At 38.6% G+C, this 25024-nt stretch carries 26 protein-coding genes; 8 read left to right on the plus strand and 18 right to left on the minus strand.

What is annotated here, in order from left to right:
- Positions 1-34 precede the first annotated feature (34 nt).
- From K3T81_RS10930 to K3T81_RS10945, 4 genes are all read right to left on the minus strand, one after another.
- A complete protein-coding gene (locus K3T81_RS10930; protein ID WP_238020060.1) occupies positions 35-1210 on the minus strand; it encodes an acetyl-CoA C-acetyltransferase in 1176 nt (391 codons plus the stop codon).
- A gap of 19 nt (positions 1211-1229) precedes the next feature.
- A complete protein-coding gene (locus tag K3T81_RS10935) occupies positions 1230-3629 on the minus strand; it encodes a 3-hydroxyacyl-CoA dehydrogenase/enoyl-CoA hydratase family protein (protein ID WP_238020062.1) in 2400 nt (799 codons plus the stop codon).
- 201 nt (positions 3630-3830) lie between these two features.
- Positions 3831-4748 (minus strand): proline dehydrogenase family protein, encoded by a 918-nt coding sequence (locus K3T81_RS10940; protein WP_238020070.1) that lies wholly within the window; start codon positions 4746-4748, stop codon positions 3831-3833.
- 184 nt (positions 4749-4932) lie between these two features.
- Positions 4933-5139 carry a cation transporter gene (locus K3T81_RS10945; RefSeq protein WP_238020079.1) on the minus strand — a complete coding sequence of 69 codons (207 nt, stop codon included), beginning with the start codon at positions 5137-5139 and terminating at the stop codon, positions 4933-4935.
- 266 nt (positions 5140-5405) lie between these two features.
- Here K3T81_RS10945 and K3T81_RS10950 point away from each other — a divergent pair, with 266 nt between their 5' ends.
- Genes K3T81_RS10950 through K3T81_RS10970 form a run of 5 tightly spaced genes read left to right on the plus strand, consistent with a single transcriptional unit; the run spans position 5406 to position 8178 of the window.
- Positions 5406-6161 carry a metal ABC transporter ATP-binding protein gene (locus K3T81_RS10950; protein ID WP_238020081.1) on the plus strand — a complete coding sequence of 252 codons (756 nt, stop codon included), beginning with the start codon at positions 5406-5408 and terminating at the stop codon, positions 6159-6161.
- A 13-nt stretch (positions 6162-6174) separates the two neighbouring features.
- Entirely contained in the window at positions 6175-7023 is an 849-nt protein-coding gene (locus tag K3T81_RS10955; protein WP_106897273.1) for a metal ABC transporter permease, read from the plus strand.
- Positions 7023-7436, plus strand: coding sequence for a Fur family transcriptional regulator (locus K3T81_RS10960; RefSeq protein ID WP_106897274.1), 414 nt, complete (start codon positions 7023-7025; stop codon positions 7434-7436). The genes K3T81_RS10955 and K3T81_RS10960 overlap by 1 nt, the downstream gene beginning before the upstream one ends.
- Positions 7433-7828 carry a fluoride efflux transporter FluC gene (locus tag K3T81_RS10965; RefSeq protein ID WP_238020083.1) on the plus strand — a complete coding sequence of 132 codons (396 nt, stop codon included), beginning with the start codon at positions 7433-7435 and terminating at the stop codon, positions 7826-7828. The genes K3T81_RS10960 and K3T81_RS10965 overlap by 4 nt, the downstream gene beginning before the upstream one ends.
- Positions 7825-8178 (plus strand): fluoride efflux transporter FluC, encoded by a 354-nt coding sequence (locus K3T81_RS10970; protein ID WP_238020084.1) that lies wholly within the window; start codon positions 7825-7827, stop codon positions 8176-8178. The genes K3T81_RS10965 and K3T81_RS10970 overlap by 4 nt, the downstream gene beginning before the upstream one ends.
- 364 nt (positions 8179-8542) lie before the next feature.
- On the opposite strand, the gene K3T81_RS10975 is transcribed toward K3T81_RS10970, so the two are convergent.
- Positions 8543-9334, minus strand: coding sequence for a VLRF1 family aeRF1-type release factor (locus tag K3T81_RS10975; protein WP_238020090.1), 792 nt, complete (start codon positions 9332-9334; stop codon positions 8543-8545).
- 313 nt (positions 9335-9647) lie between these two features.
- Here K3T81_RS10975 and tnpB point away from each other — a divergent pair, with 313 nt between their 5' ends.
- Positions 9648-10799, plus strand: coding sequence for an IS200/IS605 family element RNA-guided endonuclease TnpB (gene tnpB, locus K3T81_RS10980; RefSeq protein WP_238020094.1), 1152 nt, complete (start codon positions 9648-9650; stop codon positions 10797-10799).
- A gap of 93 nt (positions 10800-10892) precedes the next feature.
- Here the strand turns inward: tnpB and K3T81_RS10985 are convergent, their stop codons facing one another.
- The 6 genes from K3T81_RS10985 to K3T81_RS11010 all read right to left on the minus strand — a co-directional run bounded on the left by K3T81_RS10985 (position 10893) and on the right by K3T81_RS11010 (position 18235).
- On the minus strand, positions 10893-12083 hold the full coding sequence (locus K3T81_RS10985; RefSeq protein ID WP_238020095.1) for a hypothetical protein: 1191 nt from the start codon (positions 12081-12083) through the stop codon (positions 10893-10895).
- Entirely contained in the window at positions 12073-13290 is a 1218-nt protein-coding gene (locus K3T81_RS10990; RefSeq protein WP_238020097.1) for a DUF58 domain-containing protein, read from the minus strand. The genes K3T81_RS10985 and K3T81_RS10990 overlap by 11 nt, the downstream gene beginning before the upstream one ends.
- Positions 13287-14231, minus strand: coding sequence for an AAA family ATPase (locus tag K3T81_RS10995; RefSeq protein ID WP_238020098.1), 945 nt, complete (start codon positions 14229-14231; stop codon positions 13287-13289). The genes K3T81_RS10990 and K3T81_RS10995 overlap by 4 nt, the downstream gene beginning before the upstream one ends.
- A gap of 229 nt (positions 14232-14460) precedes the next feature.
- Positions 14461-15978, minus strand: coding sequence for a BCCT family transporter (locus K3T81_RS11000; RefSeq protein WP_238020100.1), 1518 nt, complete (start codon positions 15976-15978; stop codon positions 14461-14463).
- Between the two features lie 158 nt (positions 15979-16136).
- Positions 16137-16727: a nitroreductase family protein gene (locus tag K3T81_RS11005; protein ID WP_238020102.1), complete on the minus strand. Its 591-nt coding sequence runs from the start codon at positions 16725-16727 to the stop codon at positions 16137-16139.
- Positions 16728-16969: 242 nt separating this feature from the next.
- Complete coding sequence (locus tag K3T81_RS11010; RefSeq protein WP_106897281.1) at positions 16970-18235, minus strand: C40 family peptidase; 1266 nt, start codon at positions 18233-18235, stop codon at positions 16970-16972.
- Between the two features lie 427 nt (positions 18236-18662).
- Here K3T81_RS11010 and K3T81_RS11015 point away from each other — a divergent pair, with 427 nt between their 5' ends.
- A complete protein-coding gene (locus K3T81_RS11015) occupies positions 18663-19676 on the plus strand; it encodes an aromatic acid exporter family protein (RefSeq protein WP_238020104.1) in 1014 nt (337 codons plus the stop codon).
- A gap of 57 nt (positions 19677-19733) precedes the next feature.
- Here the strand turns inward: K3T81_RS11015 and K3T81_RS11020 are convergent, their stop codons facing one another.
- The 5 genes from K3T81_RS11020 to K3T81_RS11040 form a co-directional block, all read right to left on the minus strand.
- Positions 19734-20366, minus strand: coding sequence for a response regulator (locus K3T81_RS11020; protein ID WP_106897283.1), 633 nt, complete (start codon positions 20364-20366; stop codon positions 19734-19736).
- Positions 20359-21393, minus strand: coding sequence for a sensor histidine kinase (locus K3T81_RS11025; protein ID WP_238020106.1), 1035 nt, complete (start codon positions 21391-21393; stop codon positions 20359-20361). Before K3T81_RS11025 ends, K3T81_RS11020 begins: the two co-directional genes overlap by 8 nt.
- Complete coding sequence (gene liaF / locus K3T81_RS11030) at positions 21390-22121, minus strand: cell wall-active antibiotics response protein LiaF (RefSeq protein ID WP_106897285.1); 732 nt, start codon at positions 22119-22121, stop codon at positions 21390-21392. The genes K3T81_RS11025 and liaF overlap by 4 nt, the downstream gene beginning before the upstream one ends.
- Positions 22122-22200: 79 nt before the next feature.
- Positions 22201-22839 (minus strand): PspA/IM30 family protein, encoded by a 639-nt coding sequence (locus K3T81_RS11035; RefSeq protein WP_036574927.1) that lies wholly within the window; start codon positions 22837-22839, stop codon positions 22201-22203.
- 18 nt (positions 22840-22857) lie between these two features.
- On the minus strand, positions 22858-23214 hold the full coding sequence (locus K3T81_RS11040) for a lmo0954 family membrane protein (protein ID WP_058950534.1): 357 nt from the start codon (positions 23212-23214) through the stop codon (positions 22858-22860).
- 320 nt (positions 23215-23534) lie between these two features.
- Here K3T81_RS11040 and K3T81_RS11045 point away from each other — a divergent pair, with 320 nt between their 5' ends.
- The gene (locus K3T81_RS11045) at positions 23535-24056 is read left to right on the plus strand and encodes a cysteine hydrolase family protein (RefSeq protein ID WP_238020108.1); all 522 of its coding nucleotides are present in this window, start codon (positions 23535-23537) and stop codon (positions 24054-24056) included.
- A 58-nt stretch (positions 24057-24114) separates the two neighbouring features.
- On the opposite strand, the gene K3T81_RS11050 is transcribed toward K3T81_RS11045, so the two are convergent.
- Together K3T81_RS11050 and K3T81_RS11055 are read right to left on the minus strand one after the other, a co-directional pair.
- Positions 24115-24726, minus strand: coding sequence for a DedA family protein (locus K3T81_RS11050; protein ID WP_238020109.1), 612 nt, complete (start codon positions 24724-24726; stop codon positions 24115-24117).
- Positions 24727-24837: 111 nt separating this feature from the next.
- A complete protein-coding gene (locus K3T81_RS11055; RefSeq protein WP_238020111.1) occupies positions 24838-25011 on the minus strand; it encodes an anti-repressor SinI family protein in 174 nt (57 codons plus the stop codon).
- Positions 25012-25024 lie beyond the last annotated feature (13 nt).

Raw genomic sequence — 25024 nt, forward strand, 5'->3', positions numbered from 1 at the left:
TCCCCTTTATTATGATTTTCCGTTTCTAACCAGACTATATAAGTTCAAATACACCAGCTGCTCCCATTCCACCGCCAATACACATCGTGACAACGCCAAATTGGATTTGCTCACGTTTCATTTCGTGAATAAGACTTAAAGTAAGCTTTGTGCCCGTCATACCGAGCGGATGACCAAGCGCGATTGCCCCTCCATTTACATTCACCTTATTTACATCAAGATCTAGGGCGTGTATTACCCTAACTGCTTGTGCAGCAAAGGCTTCGTTTAATTCATATAAGCCAATATCTGAAAGCTCTAAACCTGCCTGTTTTACGGCCTTTGGTATCGCCTCAACTGGGCCTACCCCCATGATTTCTGGTTCCACTCCAGCGACTGCGAAAGAGCGAAACTTAACGAGTGGTGATAATCCTTCAGCTAGTGCCTTTTCCCTATCCATTAAAAGAACAGAAGCTGCGCCATCACTCATTTGTGAAGAATTTCCAGCCGTTACGGAACCCTTCATATGAAAGGCTGGACGAAGCTTTGCTAATATTTCTGTAGTTGTATCTGCTCTAACTCCTTCGTCCATTTCAAACTTAGTATGCTTTTCTTCTATTTTATTCTTTGTGTTCATCTGTCTCTTTGTTAATTCAACAGGCACGATTTCTTCAGCAAATTTTCCATTTTTAATTGCGTTTGCTGCCCGCTCATGACTTCTTACAGCGAATGCATCCTGTTCTTCACGCGAAATGTTGAATCGGTTTGCCACCTCTTCAGCTGTGTGACCCATCCCCATATAATAACCAGGAGCATGTTGCACCAATTTTGAATTGGGCTTAATCACGTGCCCACCCATTGGGATCAGACTCATTGACTCTGCGCCACCAGCGATAATGGTATCACTAGCACCAACCATAATACGTTCTGCTGCATACGCAATACTCTGTAGCCCTGATGAACAATACCGGTTCACCGTTATTCCCGGAACATCATGCTTTAGGCCTGCCAGGCCAGCAATATTACGTGCCATATTCATTCCTTGCTCTGCTTCTGGCATGGCGCAACCAATGATGACATCGTCAATCGTGCCATCATAGTTATCAGCCCTTCTTAATGTTTCCTTAATCGTTAAAGCGGCAAGATCATCTGGACGGCTTTCAGCTAGAGAACCTTTATGAGCTCTACCGACTGGTGTTCTTGCCCCTGCTACAATAACTGCTTCCTTCACAACTTTTCCCCCTCTGCATTTAATTGCGTAATGGTTTTCCTTTTACTAACATGTGTTGCATTCTTTGTTGGGTCAATGGCTCTCCAATTAAACTAAGAAACGCTTCTCTTTCCAAATCAAGCATCGCTTGTTCATTTATGAGTGTTCCTTCTTTCATACGCCCACCTGATAAAACGTATGCCAATTTCTCCGCTATCTTCACATCATGCTCTGAAGCATAGCCACTCCGGTTTAAGTTTTGAGCGCCCAATAGCATAGCTGCATAACCTGAATCTCCTACCACTGGGATTTGCTCAGGAAGTGGCGATTGGTACCCAGCTTTTGCTAGAGCAAGCACTTTCTCTTTAGCGTCATATAATAGATGGTCTGGGTTTGCACTAATCGAATCTGTGGCATTTAAAAATCCATTCTCTCTTGCTTCAGCAGCAGATTTAGAAACTGTAGCCGTTGCTACTTTTTCAAATACATCGTTAGCCACTTTGGTAAGATCAAACTGAATACCCTTTGGCAAATTACGTAATTGCTTTAAGTACAATTCTTTTGTTCCTCCACCACCAGGGATCAAACCGACGCCAAACTCTACTAATCCAATATATGTTTCAGGTGAAGCCTGTATGGCCGCTGCTGGTAATGATACTTCTGCCCCTCCACCAAGAACCATGTTAAACGGTGCTGCTACTACTGGTTTCGCAGCATATTTAATTCGCATTGCCATGTTTTGAAATTGCCGAACAACGATGTCCAACTCCATGAAGTTTTGGTCCTGTGCTTCCATTAGCATCATGGCGAGGTTTGCGCCAACACAAAAGTTCTTTCCTTGGTTCCCAATAACAAGGCCTTCGTAATTTTTTTCCGTCTCTTCAATTGCATAATTCATCATCTGGATAATATCAAGTCCGATGGAATTACCTTGCGAATGGAATTCTAGCCCTGCTACTCCATCCCCTAAATCTATAAAACTAGCACCTGCATTCTTTTTTATAACGCCATTACTTTCTTTTAGCCGTTTTAAATGAATTTCTTTTTTATTAAACTCCTGCTGGGTATATTCGCCCTTTTGATAGAAAAAGGAAGATCCTTTATCATGTTTATAAAAGGAAGAGACACCTCTCTCCAGCATGTTTTCTACCCACTCTGGTATGTCTTCCCCTTCTTCCTTCATTCTTGTGACAGAAGCTTCCACACCAATTGCATCCCATGTTTCAAATGGCCCTAATTCCCAACCAAATCCCCACTTCATTGCCTGGTCGATTGATAATACATCATCTGCTATCTCACCACAAAGTCTGGCGGAATATAAGAGAACGGGTTTGAGCATGGACCAAACAAGATCTCCAGCCCTATCTCCTCGCGCGTTTACAAGCGCTTTCAATTTTCTGCGTGTTCCTTTTTCCTGTTTTGCCATTTCCATAGCAGCAGATTTTAACTTTTTCCGTTCTTCATATTCCAATGTTTCGGTGTTTAGTTCATAGATCGCACTGCCATCTTTCCCTTTCTTTTTCAGGAAAAATCCTTGTCCTGATTTCGCCCCAAGCCAGCCCCTATTTAACATTTCTTTCATAAAGTCTGGAACTGTAAATACTTCTTTTTCTTCTCCATCTACTTGATCATAGACATTTTTGGCCACGTGGATAAATGTATCCAACCCAACAACATCTAGGGTACGAAACGTTGCGCTCTTTGGACGGCCAATTATCGGTCCTGTAACGGAATCGACTTCTCCAATGCTATAGCCACCCTCCAGCATTTTCCTTACTGTTATCAGTAAGCCATAGGTTCCGATTCTATTCGCGATAAAGTTTGGGGTGTCTTTTGCTTCTACGACCCCTTTACCTAAAACATCTTCACTAAACATTTTCATAAAGGCAACAACTTCTGGGTCCGTTTTTACTGTTGGAATAATTTCTAATAACTTTAAGTATCTAGGTGGGTTAAAAAAGTGGGTTCCGAGAAAATGCTTTTTAAAATCCTCTGAACAATCTTCGGCCATCTTTTCAACAGATATCCCCGAGGTGTTGGAGCTTACAATTGCACCCTGCTTACGAATCTCATCAATTCGGGAAAATACCTTTTTCTTAATAGGAAGGCTTTCCACCACAACCTCAACGATCCAGTCCACCTCTGCCAATTTGTTCATATCATCTTCCATGTTTCCAACTTCGATTAAGTCCAGGCTTTTTTTGGTAGTTAGTGCTGCAGGCTTCTGCTTTAGTAATGCCTTTTTGCTTTGCGCAGCAATTCTGTTCCGTACAACCTTATCTTCTAATGAAAGACCTTTAGCTAATTCCTCTTTCGTTAATTCCCTCGGCACGATATCAAGCATTATTGTGTGTATACCACAATTCGCCAAATGAGCAGCAATGCCAGATCCCATTACTCCAGAACCTAAAACAGCTGCACGCTTGATAGATTGTTTCATATTATCTCCCCCATTACCGACTTGAATGAATACTCATTCATTTTTTGAGTAAAAATAAAAGATAGCTCCCTATCCATCTATTCTTTACTATAAATGAAATTCTGATAATTCGCAAGAGAAAAAAGAATCCCTCGGATGTTTTTTTAATTCGTTTTTAGTTCCCTGGTTCTCTTTTTGAGAGAACCCAGGGCTTTGCAACAATTACTTTTTAAATACTCCTTTTAAAACAAATAGAACATTTGCCGGACGCTCTGCAAGTCTTCGCATATTGTATCCATACCAATCCTTTCCATATGGTACATATACTCGCATTTTATATCCTTCTTTAAGAAGTGCCTTTTGAAGATCCAACCGAATACCATAGAGCATTTGGAATTCAAATTGATCCCTAGCTATTCCCTGTTCCTTTTCCAATTCTTTTACATAGGCTATGATCGCTTCGTCATGTGTTGCCACTGCTGTATAATTCCCCAAAAGTATATTCTGTTTTATTATCCTTTTATATGTCTCATCAACGTCCTTCTTATTTGGGTACGCAACCTCAGGCGATTCCTTATAAGCACCTTTCACAAGACGAAGATATGGGTTATAAGGGCTTAATCGCTCAATGTCCTCTTCCACTCTGTAAAGATAGGCCTGAAGAACCGTCCCCAAATTTTCATATTTCTGTTTTAATTCCTTAAATATATTTAATGTTTTTTCACAGCGTTCAAAATCTTCCATATCGATTGTCACGGTGACATTATGTTTTTTTCCAGCTTCCAGGATGCGATGCATATTTTCCATGACCAACTCATGGGAAATATCAAGGCCCATAGAAGTAAGCTTTAAGGAGAGTTGTGAATCTAATTTTTGTTCGGCGATGACATTTATAGCATGGATGCATTCATCCGCAGATTCCCTTGCTTCCTGCTCATTATCGACAAATTCCCCCAAATGGTCCACCGTAACAACGTATCCGTTTTCATTTATTTCTTTAATTTTTTTTGCTGCACTATCAATATCTGTCCCTGCAACAAAACGAGCTGCACCAAAGCGTAACCCGTACTTTTTCGCTAATTTTGTTAGCGTTTTATTTTTTGATAAAAATAAAAAGAAGTTTCTCAAAAGCTGTTCCAAGCTAATTACCCCCAAATAAAAAATAATTTTCTCTTGTCAAGATTAAGACTATTTTATCACCTTTTATCATATTTCGTATATAGTTTGTTATGAATTCAAATATAGAAAGGACTGCTTCCTATTAAGAACCAGCCCTAAAAGGATTTAACCGACTTTAAGATAGTACCGCTTTGCACCTATTTTCCTATACTACAACACGGTAACCTTTTGCTTCTACTGCTTGTCGCAATTCAGACAACATGACTTCAGCTTCATCATATATTACATCTACGCTTCCTGTATTGATGTGTACTTCTACACCTGTTACGCCATTAAATGACTCTACTGTTTGTTTCATTTTTGTCTCACAATTTTCACATGTCATGCCTTGAACTTCTAGTGTCGCTTGCATGGTGATTCCTCCCTTTATTTAAAAGATATCTTTCTTTTGATGTATCCCACTTTTTCTTTTCTAAAACCTCCTCGCACAAAACGTAATCATTCTTATTTACATTTTGCCGCGGGTACGATAAGATAGTTTTAGTATAAATTTAATAGATGAACGAGCGAATTATATCTATAGCCCCATTGGCATGCCATCTGATCTTCGTGCAATACTAATGGGGATAGGTTCCGTGTGAAAAAGGAATCCGCTACAAACTAGAAAGAAGGAATAACATGGACAATTTCGTGGTCCGAATGCAAGATGTATCGTACGCATACGAACAAAAAGATGTACTGACAAATATCAATTTCTCTATTCCACAAGGCGCTTTTATGGGACTGATCGGTCCAAACGGTGGCGGGAAAACGACCCTTATAAAACTTCTGCTAGGTCTCATTAACCCTGATAAGGGGTCCATTGAATTATTGCAGCAGCCTAGAGATAAATTTAAGGATTGGAATAAAATTGGTTTTGTATCGCAAAAAGCCAATTCATTTAATAAAGGATTCCCAGCAACGGTGTATGAAGTAGTCTCAATGGGCTTGACAGCGAAGGTTGGTTATTTGAAGTTTTTTAACAAAACGCATAAGGAAAAAATCTTATCCACAATAGACCAGGTTGGCATGCTTGATTATGCCTACGAAAATATAGGAAACCTATCTGGAGGTCAGCAACAGCGCGTATTTATTGCAAGATCACTTGTAAACAATCCGGAGTTACTGATCCTTGATGAACCAACAGTGGGAGTGGATTATGAAAATGTACAACGCTTTTATGAAATGCTTCACCGTTTGAATACACAGTATGGCATTACGCTATTGCTGGTTACACATGACACAGGAACCATGACCGAGCATGCAACAGAAATTGCTTGTTTGAACACAACGCTCCATTTTCATGGAAAGCCGGAAGAATATAAATCATTAACAGATATAGATCTATCAAAGCTTTACGGGCATCCTGTAAATCTTGTAACACACGATCATTAATGGAGGAAAGAACATGCTAGCTGATTTTTTTGAATATGACTTTTTACGACATACTTTTTTAACTGGTTTATTGATTGGTATCATCGCACCACTGCTAGGCACCTTCATCGTGGTTAGAAGACTATCCCTTTTAGCGGATGCCCTCTCACATGTTACTTTAGCAGGAATAGCTTTTGGCCTCTTTTTGGACAAAAAGTTTGCTGTGGGAATTACACCACTCTATGGGGGGATGGCCTTTTCCGTACTAGGATCCATTTTTATCGAAAAGCTTCGAGGTGTTTATCACGCTTATCAGGAACTTGCCATTCCCATTATCTTATCAGGTGGGGTCGGACTAAGCCTGATTTTTATATCGCTGGCAGACGGTTTTAATACAGAACTATTTAATTATTTATTTGGATCGGTATCAGCCGTAAGTAAACAGGATTTCTTATCAATTGCTGGTATTGCTATCTTTATAGTGATTATCATTACGTTATTTTACAAGGAATTAGTGACATTATCCTTTGATGAAGAACATGCAAAAGTATCAGGTATACACGCAAAACGTATTCACTTACTGTTCATCGTACTTACCGCACTTGTCATCGCAGCATCCATTCGTATAGTAGGTGTTTTACTTGTATCTGCCTTGATGACACTTCCTGTGGCAGCAAGTATGCGGCTTGCCAGAGGTTTTAAACAAATGATGTTTCTATCTATTGTTTTTGGCGAATTAGCTGTTATTATAGGATTAATATCAGGTTATTATTTAAGTATTCCACCAGGCGGAACCATTGTCATGGTCTCCATTATCATTTTACTTCTATCCATCGCTCTAAAGCGAATAACATGGAAGCCTGGAAAAGTGAGGGAAGCCTAATGAGTATAGAAGAAGCAATTGAACTTTTAAAGCAACATGGATATAAAACGACTGGAAAACGTAAGGACATTTTGGCCTTTTTTTCAAGAGCGGATGGTTATCGTACAGCCAAAGAACTTATCCGGCATTTAGAGGAGAGTTATGACGGTATTAGCTTTGATACTGTGTACCGTAATCTGCATTTGTATAATGATGTAGGTATATTGGAAACTACCGAATTAAATGGTGAAAAACATTTTCGATTCAATTGTACAGATCACCACCATCATCATTTCATCTGTAAAGATTGTGGAAAAACGAAAGAAATTTCGGTTTGCCCGATGGACGCTGTGCAATCTGATTTGCATCAGTATGAGATTGAAGACCATAAATTCGAAATCTACGGACTATGTCCAGCTTGTAAATCAGCATGAGAATTAGAGATTGGAAAATTGCGTTTAGTGTAGGGTTAGGTGGGATGTTGGGGGCAGTAGGCCGTCATGTTATATCGATTGCTTTTCCTGCCGATTCAATCTTTCCTTTCGCTACACTAATTGCTAATTTAGTAGGATGCTTTCTGCTTAGTTTTCTTATGAATTTAAACATAATAAAAAAACGTTTATCTCCAGCCATTTTTACTGCGTTAACAGTAGGTCTGATCGGCGCGTTTACCACCTTTTCTACCTTAAGCCTAGAAACCATTTCGTTGTGGAGCGAGATCCCCATTCTTGCTGTTGGTTACGTGTTTATTAGTATAATAGCTGGATTAGCATGTTGCTTTCTTGGATTAAAGCTTGCATCTCGATTGGAGCGTTCTAGCATATGATCATTTCTGTAGCGATTGGGGGATTTTTTGGGAGTATCTTCCGTTTTTTAGTAGCTCTCCATGTAACAAAACGTCTTGTTGGGACATGGCTTGTTAACATTATAGGATCTGCTCTGCTTGCATACTTATTTTACCAGCATCTGCAGGAAAACATTTCAGACTTCGGATGGGCGTTTGCAGGCATAGGATTTTGCGGAGCGTTTACTACCTTTTCTACATTTGGGAATGAAACAATCCTGCTATTAATGGAACATAAATATAAGCAGGCGTTCCTATACATTAGTAGCTCGTTGCTTCTATCAATCGGCACTGCTACTACAATTCTCTATCTATTGAATACCTCTACATAATCCACACTGCGATTACATATTGCATCTAATTTCAAAGAGGATGGGACACAAGAAAATTAAACAAGAAAAAAACCGGATATTCAAACAGAATATTGTAGAAAAAGTTCGAATACATCCGGATAGACCCTATTTTTTCGATATGTGAATCACACTTTAGCGAAGGAAAAATGTGAAGACTCCAGTGGGAACAGCACGAGTCCGAAGACCCCGGAAGAAGCGTTCTTTGCTTCTGAGGAGGCTGAGGCCGTGCCCACGGAAAGCGCAATATTTTCCGGAGCGGTAAATAAGCAGTTTTTTCTTATTATTGTTAGCGTTTAAAAAAGGCTGGGACGTTATGTCCCAGCCCTTTTTTAATTTGCTGTAATTACGCAAACACTTCTTCAAGTACCTTTGATTCTTCATGATCGAGCATGTTCTTCTGAATAACCTTTTCAACTGGCTTATTCAATTCCTCAGTCAAAGCATTGGCAGGATCAGGCTCACCAATTACAAATAGTTTCTCCCATTCGTGTTCCTTCGCTCGTTTATCAAGTTTTGGTGCAATCTGCTTGTACCAACGGTGCTTATTAGCATTAAAACGAGATTGGAAACCGTCTTTTTGCATGGTTGATCCTTGACCTAAAGCAGGTCTAGGACCTTTCTTTTTTCGCCAATCATTTGTGTCTAAATCTAGTTCAAACGAATCCGTATCTTCAATTTCATTTAAATAAGCTTCAATTACTTTAATTTCATCCTGTTGAACAAGGATAATCCCTGATTTCGGATAGACGTCAGTTAATTTACGTAACTGGGTTAACTCTGGGGTCTCTTGCCAGAAAAATTCCGTGTTCATCCGCATTTGCACACGATCCGCAAACCAGACTTCTTCGTCAGCTGTAGCAATTATGAAGACGCTTCTTAAAAATTCCTGTTCATTTCCTTTAACAAACTTTTCTACTTTTTGTTTAACGAGTTGAAAGTTTTTAAGTTCTTCTTTATCGCCCGATTCCTCCAAGTATTGCTCAAAATTACGTAACCCGTTTTTGAGATGTATCTTCCATTCTCCCCCCTGTTGTTCAGGGTCAGATGGATCCGTATTTAAATACATCGTAAACACTTTATTGGGCCCTTCTCTTCTTATGTTCTCAAGCTTTTCAATTTCTTTATTAAAGTTCATATGATCGGCACTCCTTTACATAGTAGTTCTACTCTTAGTAGTATTTATCCTTAACTCTTCGTGAATAAACATCGTAAACCAAGTTAGGAAGCTAAAAGAAGTCATTTAAGTACAAATAAAAAGAAGACCTGTAAATCTATGCTCTAAGAATAATTTATTTTATCGGCTTTGGACAAGAAGACTCCATCCTCAAGCTTAGCTAGGGTGGAGATGAATTGTCTGGTTTTCCTGTATTAAACATAAAAAACGAACATTTGTGCGTGTTTTTCTGATATAATAGATGTACTATTCATATAAGAAAGTTGTGAAAAATATGTCTATTCACAAAGCCTATAAGTTCCGTATCTATCCAACTGCCTCACAAGAAGTCTTCATTGCGAAGACGATTGGTTGCTCCCGTTTTGTGTTCAATCATTTTCTGAATCAATGGAATGAAGCTTACACGAAGACGGGAAAAGGATTGACATACAAGGCTTGTTCCGCCCAGCTGACACAACTCAAAAAGCAACTGGTGTGGCTCAAAGAAGTGGATAGCATAGCCGTGCAGTCAGCACTTAAACACTTGGCTGATGCTTATAACCGCTTTTTTAAAAAACAAAATAAAGCGCCACGGTTTAAGTCAAAGAAAAACCCTGTTCAGTCTTATACAACGAAGTATACCAATCATAATATTGCGGTGGTGGGGAACAAACTAAAATTGCCAAAATTAGGTCTTGTCAGATTCGCCAAGAGCCGGGAAATTGAGGGACGTATCCTAAGCGCTACGATAAGACGCAATCCAAGCGGCAAATATTTTGTTTCGGTTTTAGCTGAAACAGAAGTAAAACCGTTAGCCAAAACAGGTTCTGCTGTTGGAATTGACGTCGGACTCAAAGATTTTGCCGTGCTTTCGGATGGAACAGTATATAAAAATCCGAAACATTTTCGTACATTAGAGTATCGATTGGCAAAAGAACAGCGTACTCTATCACGGCGAAAAGAGCTGGCGATAAAGCAAAAACGAGCCTTACAGGACGCCAAGAACTATCAAAAACAAAAACGAAAAGTGGCACGTCTCCATGAGCGTATCAGCAATGCACGGCAGGATTACCTGCATAGAATTTCTACTGTTATTGTCAAAAACCACGACATTATCGGGATCGAAGACTTGCAGGTGTCCAACATGCTGAAAAATCATAAATTGGCAAAAGCCATTAGCGAAGTGAGCTGGTCACAGTTTCGACAGTTGCTGGAATACAAAGCGGCTTGGTATGGGAAGCGCGTGATAACCGTTGCCAGAAATTTTCCGTCTAGTCAGCTTTGTTCCACACCAAATTGTGGCTATCAAAACAAAGCCGTTAAAAACCTCGGGTTGCGCCAATGGGTTTGTCCTCATTGCAACGCACGTCATGACCGGGATAAAAACGCAAGCTTAAACCTTAAAAATGAAGCGTTACGACTTCTAACTGCGGGGACGCAGGGATAGCCTAATAACATAACTTTCGGTTACGAAGGTGTTCTTAGGAATCCCCCACTTCAAACGTCCGTTAAGTGGGGGTCATTCAATGTGGCAAGCAGCCTATTGGTTCACGTCAAATTGAAGATCCGCTTCCTTAATTGCAGAACGAAGCTTTGTTACGTCCGATTCGCTTACCTGCTCCATCTCTCCATATCTTACCTTTTGATAAATCTCCAAATCAGCGTTAACATCTATCCTGTTAAACCATTCCTCAATTGTCTCGTACTTCCTTCTGCCTTTTTTATTTTTATGTGCTTTTCTCTCAAACTGGTAAACAAGCTTACGTATAGGGTGCTTTGGTTTATTAAGCCAGCGATTAAACCGTGAAGTTCTACCTGAATCCATGTCTGAATGACTGTCTAATGCACTATAGGAAACCGAACTGTCAGCTTCTTCTACGGAAAGCGGTTTTTTAAACCGTTTTCTCCAGAATAGAACGAGTAAAACAATCGCGAAGAGAACCAGCGTGATCACAGCAGCTATTGCGAGGTATGGTGTTATTTGCTCCACCAACGAATTATTTTCTATTTTATTCCAATACCCGTCGCCTGCTTCCGTTTGGTTCTCTTGATCAGGCCATCCACGTTCTGGCATTTCAATAAATTGTAACAAATTAGCAAACCAACTTAACGTCCCTCCTATAAGTGATATAACGCCATAAAATTGGTTCGTCATCATCCAACTGAATAAGTCGTACGTTAAATATATAAGCAAAGCACCAGCAATTAAGATACCAACAAAGGCAGGGATTAATTTCTTATCAACCTGTTTTCTTTCCGTTTTTGATAATGCTGCAAGATGACTCCATAAATACCCAATAACGTTAAGTAGTATAACAAGAAAAGGAAATAGCATCGCTCTAACATCAGGAACCAACATGCCAACCACTACCATTAATAATAGAGTTAACAGAATGTAACTACTTTCTCTACTAATAATGTCTTCCTTCCTTATATTGATGTAACGCCATACCAACAAACCGCTTAATACGATACTATATAACATTGGATAGTCTAACAGAAAAAACACACCAAATAATATAGGCGCCATTAAAACATAAACAATATAGTTGTTTGTGTAAATCGTGATAAGACTAAAAATAAAGCATGCCACTAAAATAACGACCAAATAACTCCAATACGGAACCCACATTAAACTGTGATGGAACCAGGGCATGAGAACCATAAAAATGATGAGCGCCTCACTTACGAAATGGTATGCATATCGGGTTGTTGCATGGCTATTTAGCATGTGACAGTACCTCCTGCCCAAGTGGTTTTACTACGGATGTACCATCTGAATAAGGAACATGGAAGATGCTAACATTCTTCTTTTTCCATTTATCCAAGAGGTGGAGGGAATCCTCTGTAAGTTCACCAATAATGATACATGTCTTATGATGTGTAAGTTGGTTTCCAATGTTGAAGAGCATCTTATCAAATGGGAAAACCAGTGATTGTTTATGGATTCTTGCCAACATCTCTAAGGTTGTACCATAATGTCTTTTCCCTTCTCCCTCAGGGATATGGAGAACTGGAATCTTCCCTGGTCTTCGAGCATTAATAAACAATTCAAAAGGAATATCCATTTCTGTTGCAACCTTAGATAAATATGCTGTATAGGAAAGCAATGCTTCCATGTGTTGATTCGTTTGCACCATATTTGATGTTTTAGATTTTCCTATGTTAACGAGAAACACAAAAGATCGATTAATTTCCCGCTCATATACATTGGTTTGAAGTTTTTGTGTTTTGACAGAAGCATTCCAATTGATCCGGTGAAATGGATCACTATAATGGTACTCTCTGGTTCCTAATGGACTTTGTATGTCTTCATACGGAGAAAAAGGGGATCTTCCCTTACCAGGCATCATCTGAAATACAGCTTCTACTCCCTTTACCTCAAGCAACCTTGGAAACACAACAAATTCTGTCCTGAAAAATGGCGTATATCTAATCATTGCCGATTCAAAATGAAATAGGTGCGGAAAATAGTACATGATATTATGCACCTTCGCAACACCTCGCTGTTTCGCAATGACCGGAATGGATATGTGTGTTTTTCTTTTACGTAAGATAGATAATGGGATTTTTAGTTTATGCCAGTACGTCTCCTCATCCTTTGCATGTTTATAAGCTTTTACAGCAGGCCCCATTTGCAACTGAAATTCTCCATTAATCATGGGAAATATAGAGCGATTTTCCATATTTAAATCTAAATTGGCGGTTTCATCAGGAAAAAGTTTTATCGTTCTCGATGGATTTTCTAACAATATATTTTTGCCAATTCCACTATCATACCATTTAAAAATTAGTAAGTAGGCAGTGACGGCACCTACACCCAGAAATGGGATGGTGGTATTAAACATCACGCCTATAACTGCCAACAGGATGATGGCTAAAAGAACATAATCATACCCAGCCTTCCCCTCTATTGCATGGTCTCTTTGCCATTTCATTCCACCATTGCTCCTTCTTCAACTGGTACAGCAGTAGCGTGAATAATCTCCTTAACAATGTCCTTTGCTGTTTTCTTTATAGAACCTTCCATGGAAAGAATGAGTCTGTGCTCAAACACATATGGAACTAGCGTTTTAATATCCTGTGGTGTTACATAATCTCTGTCCTTTATATATGCATAAGCCTGTCCTGCTCGCATTAAAGCCAGCATCCCACGTGGACTTATCCCTAGCTCTACATCAGAATGTTCCCTCGATGCATGAACAAGCTCAAGTAGATAATCTGCAACTACTTCTGATACGGTAATTAATTTAATCTCATCTTGTAATTTACGAATCGTGTCAATAGATAAAGAGGCCTCGACAGCATCATATGGATCCGTTCGTCGGTATGTATTTAAAATGCGTTTCTCTTCAGAAAGAGAGGGATAGCCTAGATCCAGTTTAAACAAGAAACGGTCTAACTGCGCCTCAGGCAACGGAAATGTACCATAATTGCTCTCTACAGGGTTCTGCGTCGCTATTACGATAAATGGTAAAGAAATTTTAATCGTTTCCCCGTCAACGGTAGATTGATATTCTTCCATAGCTTCAAGTAAGCTTGATTGTGTTTTCGGCGTTGCTCGGTTTATCTCATCTGCAAGTAACACATTGGTAGCAATTGGCCCAATTCTTAATTCAAATTCTTGTACTTTAGGATTAAAGAAACGAATACCGGTGATGTCACTTGGTAATACATCTGGTGTGAACTGGACACGACTAAATTTGCCGTTCATCACTTTAGCGAAACTTTTAGCAAGTTTGGTTTTACCAGTACCTGGAACACTCTCAAGTAAAACATGACCTTGAGCTAGTAGTGCAACAAATAATAAATCAACCACTTCTTCTTTTCCATAAATAACGTTATTGACGTCTTCTCTAGCCTTTAAAAGATTTCCCATTCTAAAAAGCCCCCCTAAAGAATTTTCTAATTTTTCCTACTATATAGTATAACGCATTTTAATAAGTAGAGGTTCCATATATCTGAAAATATTGTATTATCTCCTAATAGAAAGTAGAATCACCGAAATCTTCACATAGAAAAAAGCTGACGTTCATGCATCAACTTTTTTCTATCTTTCAACATATTTAGTACAATTAATTTTTATAAACTGGAGAAATTGTCGCAAGTTATTTATTAGTCGTTCTTTCTTTCTTCTTAATATCCGGTTCTTTTTTTATCATTTTTAAAAAAGATGCAACAATGATTAGTAATATTACGGTAAAAGGCAATGCAGAAATCAGTGAAGCAGTTTGTAATGCATCCAAACCTCCTGCTAGTAATAAAACAACGGCAATTGCAGTAATGAGTACTCCCCAAATGATTTTCACAACCAAAGCTGGATTAAGACTTCCTTTTGAAGTCATACTTCCAAGAATGTACGTCGCTGAATCAGCAGAAGTAACAAGGAAAGTAAAAATGAGGAATAATGCAAGCAGTGATACCACCGTTGTAAGAGGCAGCGTTCCAAATGTTTCAAACAAGGCAACTGCCATGTCTGCGTTAACCGCTTCCGCAATTTTTGTACCATTAAATAGATCACTGTGAATAGCTGTACCGCCTAGTGCTGCAATCCACAAACAAGCGATTACTGGGGGAACTACTAGCACACCAAAGACAAACTCTCTAATCGTTCTTCCTTTGGATACCCGAGCTATAAATGCACCTACAAATGGAGACCAAGCCGTCGCCCAAGCCCAATAAAACACGGTCCAGTCTCTTACCCATAAGTCACCAGTATATGGCGTGAGTCGCAAACTGTATTGAATAAAGCTGGATAGATAATCCCCAATTCCCAATACAAATGTATTTAAGATAAACACAGTAGGACCTGCCAGGAAAACAAAAACGAGCAGTAGAAGGCAGATAGCCAGATTGAGATTACTGAGCCACTTAATTCCTTTATTTAGACCTGTGCTAGAAGACAATAGATACGTGATCAGCATAATTCCGGCTATTGCTATTTGCACCCAAATGGAGTTTGGTATATTAAAAACAGATGTTAATCCTCCATTCATTTGCAATATGCCAAGTCCGAGTGATGTAGCTACACCCATAACGGTTGCAATGACAGCAAGAGAATCAATCGTTCCTCCAAGCGCTTTGTTTTTGCCGACAACTGGTTCGATTGCGATAGAAATAAGCCCTTTTTTCTCTTTTTTAAATTGTAAATACGCAATTATTAAGCCAACAACCGCAAATACAGACCATTGGCTTATCCCCCAATGGAAAAAAGCATAACCCATAGCAACTCTTGCAGACTCTTCATTTTGTGCTTGCAAATCAGGAAATGGTGTTTCAAAGAAATGACTCATCGGCTCAGCCACTCCCCAAAATACTAACCCTGCACCGAATCCAGCAGAGAATAACATTCCAATCCAAGTAAAGAATGGGTATTCCGGTCGAGAATTAGCTGGTCCTAAACGAACCTTCCCATACTTACTAACAGATAATCCTATTAAAAAAATCACAAAAATAAATACTGCCAATAAGTAAAACCAACCAAAATTGTTCGTGGTGAAATTAAATAGTAGTCCAGCAATGGAACCGAATTGGGTTGGCATTATAGCACCAATGATAACTAACAAGAAGATAACAATTGCAGAAATGTAAAATACAGGATTTTGGAATGCTTTTTTGTTTTTCATAAATTCGCCCTTTCCTAAATAGATTTTAAAATAATTATGTAAGCCATCAAATATCAACGAATATAATATACCCTCATCTCTTACTTTTAAAACTTTATAAGGAACCGCATTTACGAAGACAAAAAAAGAAGACTCTATAAAGAGTCTCCTTTCTTATTCTAATCGTTTTCTCGAAATACACCTTCTGAAACAAACGTTTCGACTTCATTTCTTGGTGAAGGTACCTCTCTTTTCTGATAGGCTTCTTCAAGACTGCTCTTCTCTCCTTGGTAGCCTAGAGCCACAATTGCATGCACTTGGTAACCATCTGGGATTGATAAAGCCTCTTTTGCCTTCTCTTTATTAAATCCGCCCATGGCATGTGTAATTAGACCTTTGCGAGCAGCTTCCAGGGAAAGAAAGCCCCATGCTGTTCCTGTATCAAAAGCATGAGCTGGGTTATTTCCTCCAAATCGTTCTTCTTCCATTTTTGAGATAACAGCAATTAGGACTGGCGCGTTTTTGCACCAAATTACATTGCCTTCATTAATAAAGGATAAAAATGTTTCCTTGTCTTGCTCAGAGGAAGCAAAGACAAATCTCCAAGGCTGAACATTCGCAGCGGAGGGAGCCCATCTTGCAGCTTCAAATACACTACTAAGCACTTCTTCTGAAACCTTCTGATTAGAGAAAGATCTAGGTGACCACCTTTTTATGTAAATAGGATCAATATCATATCTGGTTTTTCTAAATTGATTAACATCTGTCATAAGTAATTTTCCTCCATCTAGATAGTGTTTCTTTCATTATAACGTTATTTCTTCTAGGTGAAAAAGATATTTGCTTTTCTATCACCAATGAGGTTTACACAATACTAGATTGGGTAATTAATATACTAGATACTTATTTAGAAGAGATTCGTTTGTTGCCTTATATAGTGTGTAGAATACGAATTTCTCTCTATTAAAGATAGAAAACAAAAAACCCACCCCGTAGGATGGATTTTCATAAGTTATTTCACACGACGAACGTGACCAGTAAATGTGTCATTCCAATAACCACTTGTCATATTTGCAACAGCCAATCCTGTAGAACTTTGAGCTCCAATAAATTTGCCGTTTCCAAGGTAGATTCCAACATGACCATTTGTTTTATAAGTGTTAAAGAAAACCAAGTCTCCAGGTTTTGCATCACTATAAGAAACCTTTGTACCTATACCAGATAGACCTGCTGTGCTAGATGGAATAGAAATACCAGCTTGTGCAAAAGCCCATGATACAAATCCAGAGCAATCAAACCCAGGGTTCGGTGTTTTGCCGCCCCAAGTATATGGAACACCAAGATATTGATATCCTGCATTTATAGCTGTACTAAGATTACCATTTCCTTTTACAGCAACTGGTGTGGATTTCTTTTCACTACTTAAAGTTGATAGTTTTCCACCATCTGAATCACTAGACTCACTAGAGCTACTTGCATTACTTTCTGATGTTTGTGCTACTACTGGTGCAGTTGCATCCTCAATACTTTGCTTCACATTTTGTTCCAATGAAGCCAAATCACTATCTTTAACTTGTAAATCTTCCTTCATAGTAACAAGTTCTTTCTTTTTATCTTTTAAAGTTGCTTTCTTATCTTCGTTTGCACTCTTTTGTTCTTCGATAGTAGCTAACATACCTTCAAGTTCTACTTTCATTTCTTTCAACTCATCAAGTTTGGTAACGACTTCGTCTTTTTTATCTTCTACTGCTTTCTTGTCAGCTTCTTGTTTTTCCATCAATTTCGTATCAGAATCTGATATTTTGTTTACTGCTGATACACGATTAATGAAATCTCCAAAGCTTTTTGCCCCAAAAACAACTTCTAGGTAACTAATGTCTCCACCACTCTTTTGGTAGGATACAACACGCTCTTTTAAAATACTGTAGCGTTCCTCTATAGCATCTTCTAGTACAACAATTTCGTCTTCTAGTTCAGAAACTTTTTCTTTTGTTGCTTTTATGTCTTTTTCTGTTTCATTCATTTTTTCTTCATTCTTCGCCAAAGCTTCGTTAGTACGTTCAATTTCCTTATTTAATTCTTCTAAGTCTATTAAAACGTCTGCAATCTTGCTTTCTGCATCGGATAGATTTGCTTTAATTTCTTCTCTGTCATCTTGAATTTGTGACTGTTTCTGTTTCAAATCATTAACTGACTCTGCATGGGTATCTACACTGAAAAATGCACTACCTAGACCAACTACCACTACTGTGGTCAATGTGACAACTGACTTTTTCAACTTTCTTCCCCGCTTCCCTATCACATCTGCTTATCTAGTATTTATATGTATTAGCAGTTATGTGAAAAATATATTCGTATTCTATGTAATTTACTATCTTAGGTAATTCGTAGTATAACAGTTAAAAGTTTCATGCATGTTAGAGAAATATTACAATTATATTTCAAATGTGACACAATAGGACTATTTCCTAAATCATCGAATAGTAAAAACCTTTATAAATCAACAGTTTCCTACATTTCTTCTAGGTAATAATGCAAACTATCCCTTATGCGAATTTCTCATAACCTATTAAATTATACTAGAATTGTCCAGCTCATTTAGGCTCATTCTACTATATTGCTCTCATTACGTTCTGTATTTTTAGGTTATGTTAGAATAAATAATAGGTCATTAAGCTTTAAATGCGTTATTGGAGGAAGATAAAGTGAAAAAGTTACATTTTGTCGGCAGCCGTGTAGTGAAGACAGGTGTTGCTATTTTTGTTACAGCATTAATCTGCGAGTGGCTAGACTGGCCTGCGGTGTTTGCTGTGATTACAGCAATCGTTACCATTGAGCCCACAGTTTCCGATTCAATCAAAAAAGGGATCGTTCGTTTTCCTGCCTCTGCCATAGGTTCTGCTTATGCCGTGCTTTTCATATCAATATTTGGGAATTCACCCCTTACCTATACTCTTGCAGCTATGTTTACTATCATTACCTGCTTTCGTCTCAAACTACATGCCGGCTTACTGGTGGCAACCCTTACAGCTGTTGCAATGATTGAAGTTATTCACAGTAATTATCTCATTTCATTTCTCATACGACTTGGGACAACATCAATTGGTCTTGTCGTGTCTACTCTAGTGAACATGTTTATATTGCCACCACATTACACTAAAAATATATCGAGTAGTATCCAGCGGACGGCTATCCAAACTGGCAAAACCATTGAGAGAGTATTTCTTACAATACTAGAAGGAAAGCAAGAACAAGAATTACATAATAGAGAAATGGTAGAGCAATTAGATTGGGGAATTCACCAGACTGAAACGCTTGTAAGGTTCCAAAAAGAGGAAGCGAAATTTCATCCGCTCGTTGGAAAAGAAAAAAGCCATTTTCACCATATGCAAAAACAACTAGGGAGCCTCAGACTCATTCTGTATCATCTAGATAATTTAATTAGCAGTCAAATAAAGACGATAGCATGGTCTAATGACGAACGTGCCATTATTCTATATGCAATAAGGGAATTAGCTGAGGGACTAAAAGACCCATCCCATTATCAAACAGACAAGCATGCTCAGCATCTTAAACAGATTACGGAGATATTTTGGGAGGATAATGAAGAAATAACAAGGGGAGACAGAAGGCATCCTACAAGCTTTCCTCCTGAATTAATTATTTTATACGAGCTTGTATCCATCTACAACCAAGTCGATCGATACTATGGTAAATAATCAAGTTATTACTTTCCATACAATTAAGCGAACCGAGATTCTTCTCGCTTCGCTTTTTTATTTGGTCAACTCATGTTGGAAAGCATAGATTACTGCCTGTGTCCGATCTTGCACTTCTAATTTACCTAGAATATTGCTGACATGTACTTTAACCGTCTTTATTGCAATAATGAGTTCATCCGCTATTTCCTGATTCGTTTTTCCTTGGGCAATTAGTAGAAGGATTTCTTTTTCTCTTGCAGTTAGCTGGGTATGTAGCGGTTCCTCCTTTTTCGTACGCATTCGATTCATAATTTTCCCGGTCACTTCGGGTTCGAGAATAGATTGCCCCTCATAGGTGGAACGAATGGCTTTAGCAATCTCGCTCGCTTTAGAGGTTTTTAGCATATAGCTTGTTGCCCCTGCTTCTAAGGCTGGATAAACTTTTTCATCGTCAAGAAAGCTTGTTACAATAATAATTTTAGCTTCTGGCCATTGGGCAATTATCTGTCGTGTGGCTTCAATGCCATCCATTTCCTTCATAACCAAATCCATTAGAATGATATCGGGCCTTAGCTCAAGGGCTTGTGACACAGCGTCTCCCCCATCTGCTGCTTCCGCAATAACATCAATATCCGGCTGGGCGCTTAAATAAGCAGTCACACCTATTCTCACCATTTCGTGGTCATCTGCAAATAGTACACTAATCATCCTTTTCCCCGTCCTTCCTTAAATTAGGGACTTTAACTTCCGTTCTTGTACCTTCCCCAGGTACACTTACAATTTTAAACGTTCCTCCTACTTCTAATGCACGTTCCTGCATATTCTGCAGTCCATAGGAATTCGTTTTTCTTGTTTGCATATCAAAACCCACGCCATCGTCTACGACTCTTAGAATTACGGTTTGGTCACGCTCTACCAACATAACTTGAAGAGAATTTGCTTCTGCATGTCGCAGCGTGTTGGATACAGATTCCTGAAGAATTCGAAATAATTGATCCTCTACTCCTTTATCCACCACAAACGGTTCTACCTTCCAATCGATTTCCATCGGTACTTTCTGGATTAACTCGACCAGTAACTCCTCTACCCCTTCTTGCAATGACTTTCCTTTTAAGGCTACAGGTCGAAGGTGTAAGAGCAGGGCTCGCATTTCTAATTGTGACTGATGAATCATCTGTTCAACTAAAACGAGCTGCTTTTTTATTTCAGCTTCTGGATTTGTATCGTTAATTGCTGACATCATCATAGATGCCGCAAAGAGTTGTTGGCTTACTGAATCATGTAATTCTCTTGCAAGTCGATTTCTTTCTTGTACGACAATTTCTTGAAGACTTTGTTCTCTTTCATTAGCCCGCTCTGTTGCTAGCCTTTGGGCATGTTCTGCTTGACTATTAATTTTACTTTGTATCTGCTGCACGTATTGCTCAATTGTTTTTAGCTCTTTATAAGGCTCCACAGGTGTAGTGGTTTTCTGCCCCCGTGCTACTTCCATTAGTTGTTTTTCCACACGATTTAGCCTTTGTTTCCAATAGACGCCTGTTACAATCCCAATGACCAATGCCATGGTAACCATGATAATGAAGGCAGCTAGTAAAAATGATACGTCTCCAATTTTCTTTTCGAAAACAGAAAACCAATCCTCAACAAAAACCGTTAACGTTAAAGCAATCATACTCAGTGAAATAAGCAAACTGTACAGTACCGCTGTAAAAATATGGCGCGCAATTGTATTCATATCCGCACCACCTCGATATCTCCCGAGAATATGGAGGTTATAATTTTAACCCTTGGTAGTGATGAGTCATATAGAGCTGTTTGATAGATCAATGATTGGTTCATCAATTTCCAATCGGTCTCCCCAAATACATATGCCCTTCCAAAAACAGAACTATGATGAATGCTTACTTCTACCTCGTAAGGAACGAAGATTTGTATGTTTCCGATTACATGCCGAATTGAAATTACTGCTGTATCGTTTGGTAAAACGGTATTACTTAGATCAACCATGCGATCTCCAAACCCACCATGTATATTTATATCACGCCATTTATATGCCGTTTCACTTGTATTTTGATCTCCAAATAATCGATGAGTAAATAGTGGTTGGACAGTAGTCACAACGTCATTGCTTGTTGTTCTGTTCCCCATAATATCTGGTGTCAGAAGGGCAGGATCTTTCTTTGTTTTGTAGTAATTGATAATGAACAGAACAACCAGAGCCACGAGTAAAAATCTCACAGCCATTAGGTTCAATATCGAGAGAACAAGACTTACTACGCCGATCCAGAAAATAATTTTACCCCAAAGATGGTAGAACTTCCTCCAGCCAAAATAAACAACCAAGGCTGAAAAGAGCGCAGGGATGATCGTGCCACCAAAGAAAAAAGCGATCTCAAAGATAAGAAGGATTCCCCCGATGATTAATATCCAGTTAAATGTGTCTGTTGAAAATCTTTTTAACACGGGATCCCACCTCTCTCTGATGATTTTTTTCATTAAGTAAAGCAGACGCCTTGCCCTGCGCCTGCTATTATATCACTTTTTAATTCATTTCGGCAGTTTGCTCTTTCATCTCTTTTTCAAGCTTAGCTATTTTACTATCGAACGTACTGCGGTAATACGAGCTATTTACTTTATATTCCAGGTTTTCAATGTACTGCTCCATTTCAGCAAACTTGGAAAAGGGCTTCTCTGATGTCTCTTCCACCACTTTGTTCATTTGGTGATTAGCTCTCGCAATATTCTCTCGTCCCATTAATTCCATTCGTTTTAAATGCATGTCTTTTAATTTATGCTTCATCTCTTCATACTTTTGCTCTAAAGTTTCTAGTTGTTCAACGGCTTCCTCGCGAGAAGCTTTCATTCGATCTGCCCTTGCCTGGTATTCTTCATGTTCTTTTATGGCGAAAGCATGCATTTGTTCTTCCGCAGCTCTTTCAGCAATACCTGCTTGTTTTAAACGTTTGTCTGCCATGTCCTGTGCTTTATGGAACTCACGAGTAAATTCGTCTTTTAATTTGTATTGACGATCAACAAGTCTTCTTACCTTCTCTTTCTCCTGTTCACCTTGTCTCAAATACTGATTTAAGGCAGCTACCGGATTCTTTTGTTCTTTTTTATCCATCATAGTGTGAAGATCTGCTGATATAGAATCTTTCATTCGTGAAAATATACTTGACATGTAAAAAACACTCCTTTATTAATATTGGTTTATTTCTGCCCACTGACGTTCAAAATTTGTAAATGGATCATCATCATCCATTACATCTACGACTGGTTCATCCTTTTCCTTCTTCCAACTTCGATAAATGACATACAACACATATGCAGCTGCAAGCCCAATTACCGCAAATACATTTGAAAAGGTGACACTTAAGACTACGAGTCCTAGCACAACCCACCCGATTTTTCCAGCAGTTGAATCACTTTTTATAAACTGCTTAAAAATAACGTAAAGTAGCCAAACACTAACGCCCAGTATTATCATCGGCCCGATATTCGCTACTAATATCATGAGAGCGATAAGCCCGCCAATAAACAACATAAATTTTTTCATTCTTGTTGCCTCCTTTCTTTAACTTACTCTTAGCTTACTAGGGAAACGAATTTTCGGTAATGAGCCTCCGCCATATCTTTTGCTACGCCTAAAGGCTTAGATAGTCTAAGACAGATGTATGTTTTTTTGGTTTCCTAACGTGTTAGAAAAACTCACTTTCGTCCATCTTTTAGCGAATGCGCATGTTTTTCTTATACTTGGGAGTTCTAAATTTCAACGACGTTGCCATTGCTTCTTGCTAAAATTTAATGCTTTACTAACGTGCAAAAAGGGTTTCTTAATCCTTTGTCGAACCTAAAATAAAGTAAGGGGGGGAAAAGATGAACGTATTATTTGTTATTGATGTTCAGAACGGAATTGTAGAAGAAGGGGATTTCACCGAAGAACTAAATAAAATGGAAGAGATTATAGAAGGATTTAAGGATCGCAATGAACCTGTCATTTTCTTTCAACATTTAGATGAAGAAAAGGAGAGTCCTTTGTTTGAGAAGTCTCGTGGTGCTGAACTACATGACTCACTGCGGCATCATGCTGAATATATTGTAGAAAAGCGCACACCAAGTGGCTTTTTTGAGACAAATCTTGAGAAGATTTTAGAGGAAAATGATATTGAGCACGTCGTGATCACAGGATTTAACACTGAATTTTGTTGTATGTTTACAGCTATTGCTGCATTTGATCGAGGTTATGAAGTTACCTTTATAGAAGATGCCACAGGTACACTTAATAATGGAGATACGTATGAGATGAAGAATTTAGATATTCGTGACTTTATCGGCACCGTACTTCATTGGTCTGAAACAATTGAAGTCCTCGACTATGATGAATATCTCGACCTTTGAAAAAGATACGGTTATGGAATATTTCCTAACCGTATCTTTATGCTTTATTTCTATCTTTTTAGTGACGCTGCCTTTTCTTTCTAAAGTAAAGGTACAGGAGGATGGCGAATATGACTGCAAGAAAGAAATACACGATATCGGAGTATATATCCATAAAACTTGTTATATCGTGCCAGGATTCCCCAAGAATGACCCCAACAGTGATCAAAATACTGTTCCATATAAGTGTGCCTATTACAGTAAATAGCATAAACAGACCAAACCTCATATTGGACATTCCAGCAGGTATCGATATTAAACTACGTACTACAGGAACCATCCTCCCAATTAATACCGTCCAATAACCATATTTATCAAACCATGCATCTGCTTTATGTACATCCTTTACTTTTATCCGTGCAATCCTGCCCCATCGTTTGATAATCCGCTCCAACCTATCCACATCCAACAAGGTACCTATCCAATATAGAACAATGGCTCCTAGTAAGGATCCGATGGTTGCAGCTATAACCACACCCCAAACCGTAATGTTTGTATAGGTTGTTAAAAATCCACCAAAGGGAAGTACAATTTCAGAAGGTATTGGTGGAAATAAGTTTTCAAGTGCCATCATGAGAAGAATACCCAAGTAGCCAAATTGCTCCATAATGTTAGTTATCCAATTCTCCATAATATCCTCCAAAAATAGTTTACCAGGTTGTTAGAAGTAGTTAGCCTATATGTATTTAGTGGTCCTCGACTGATTATATTAAGAGAAATAGTGAAAAAGAATAGAAAATTTTCAATCCGCTTTCCTTAAAAAGTCTTTCCTTTTTTTATCACTCGATTTATTTCCTCTCAAATAGTTACGAATTTCATCTTTTGATAACCCTAGCCGCTTTGCTTCTTTTATAAGTAATACCCACTTTATCTCCAATTCTCGACTGTGCTTTTTGCCAGTTTCCACCCAACTCACCAGTCCCTCCATA

Source organism: Oceanobacillus jordanicus (assembly GCF_022095695.1).
Lineage (GTDB): Bacteria > Bacillota > Bacilli > Bacillales > Amphibacillaceae > Oceanobacillus_B > Oceanobacillus_B jordanicus.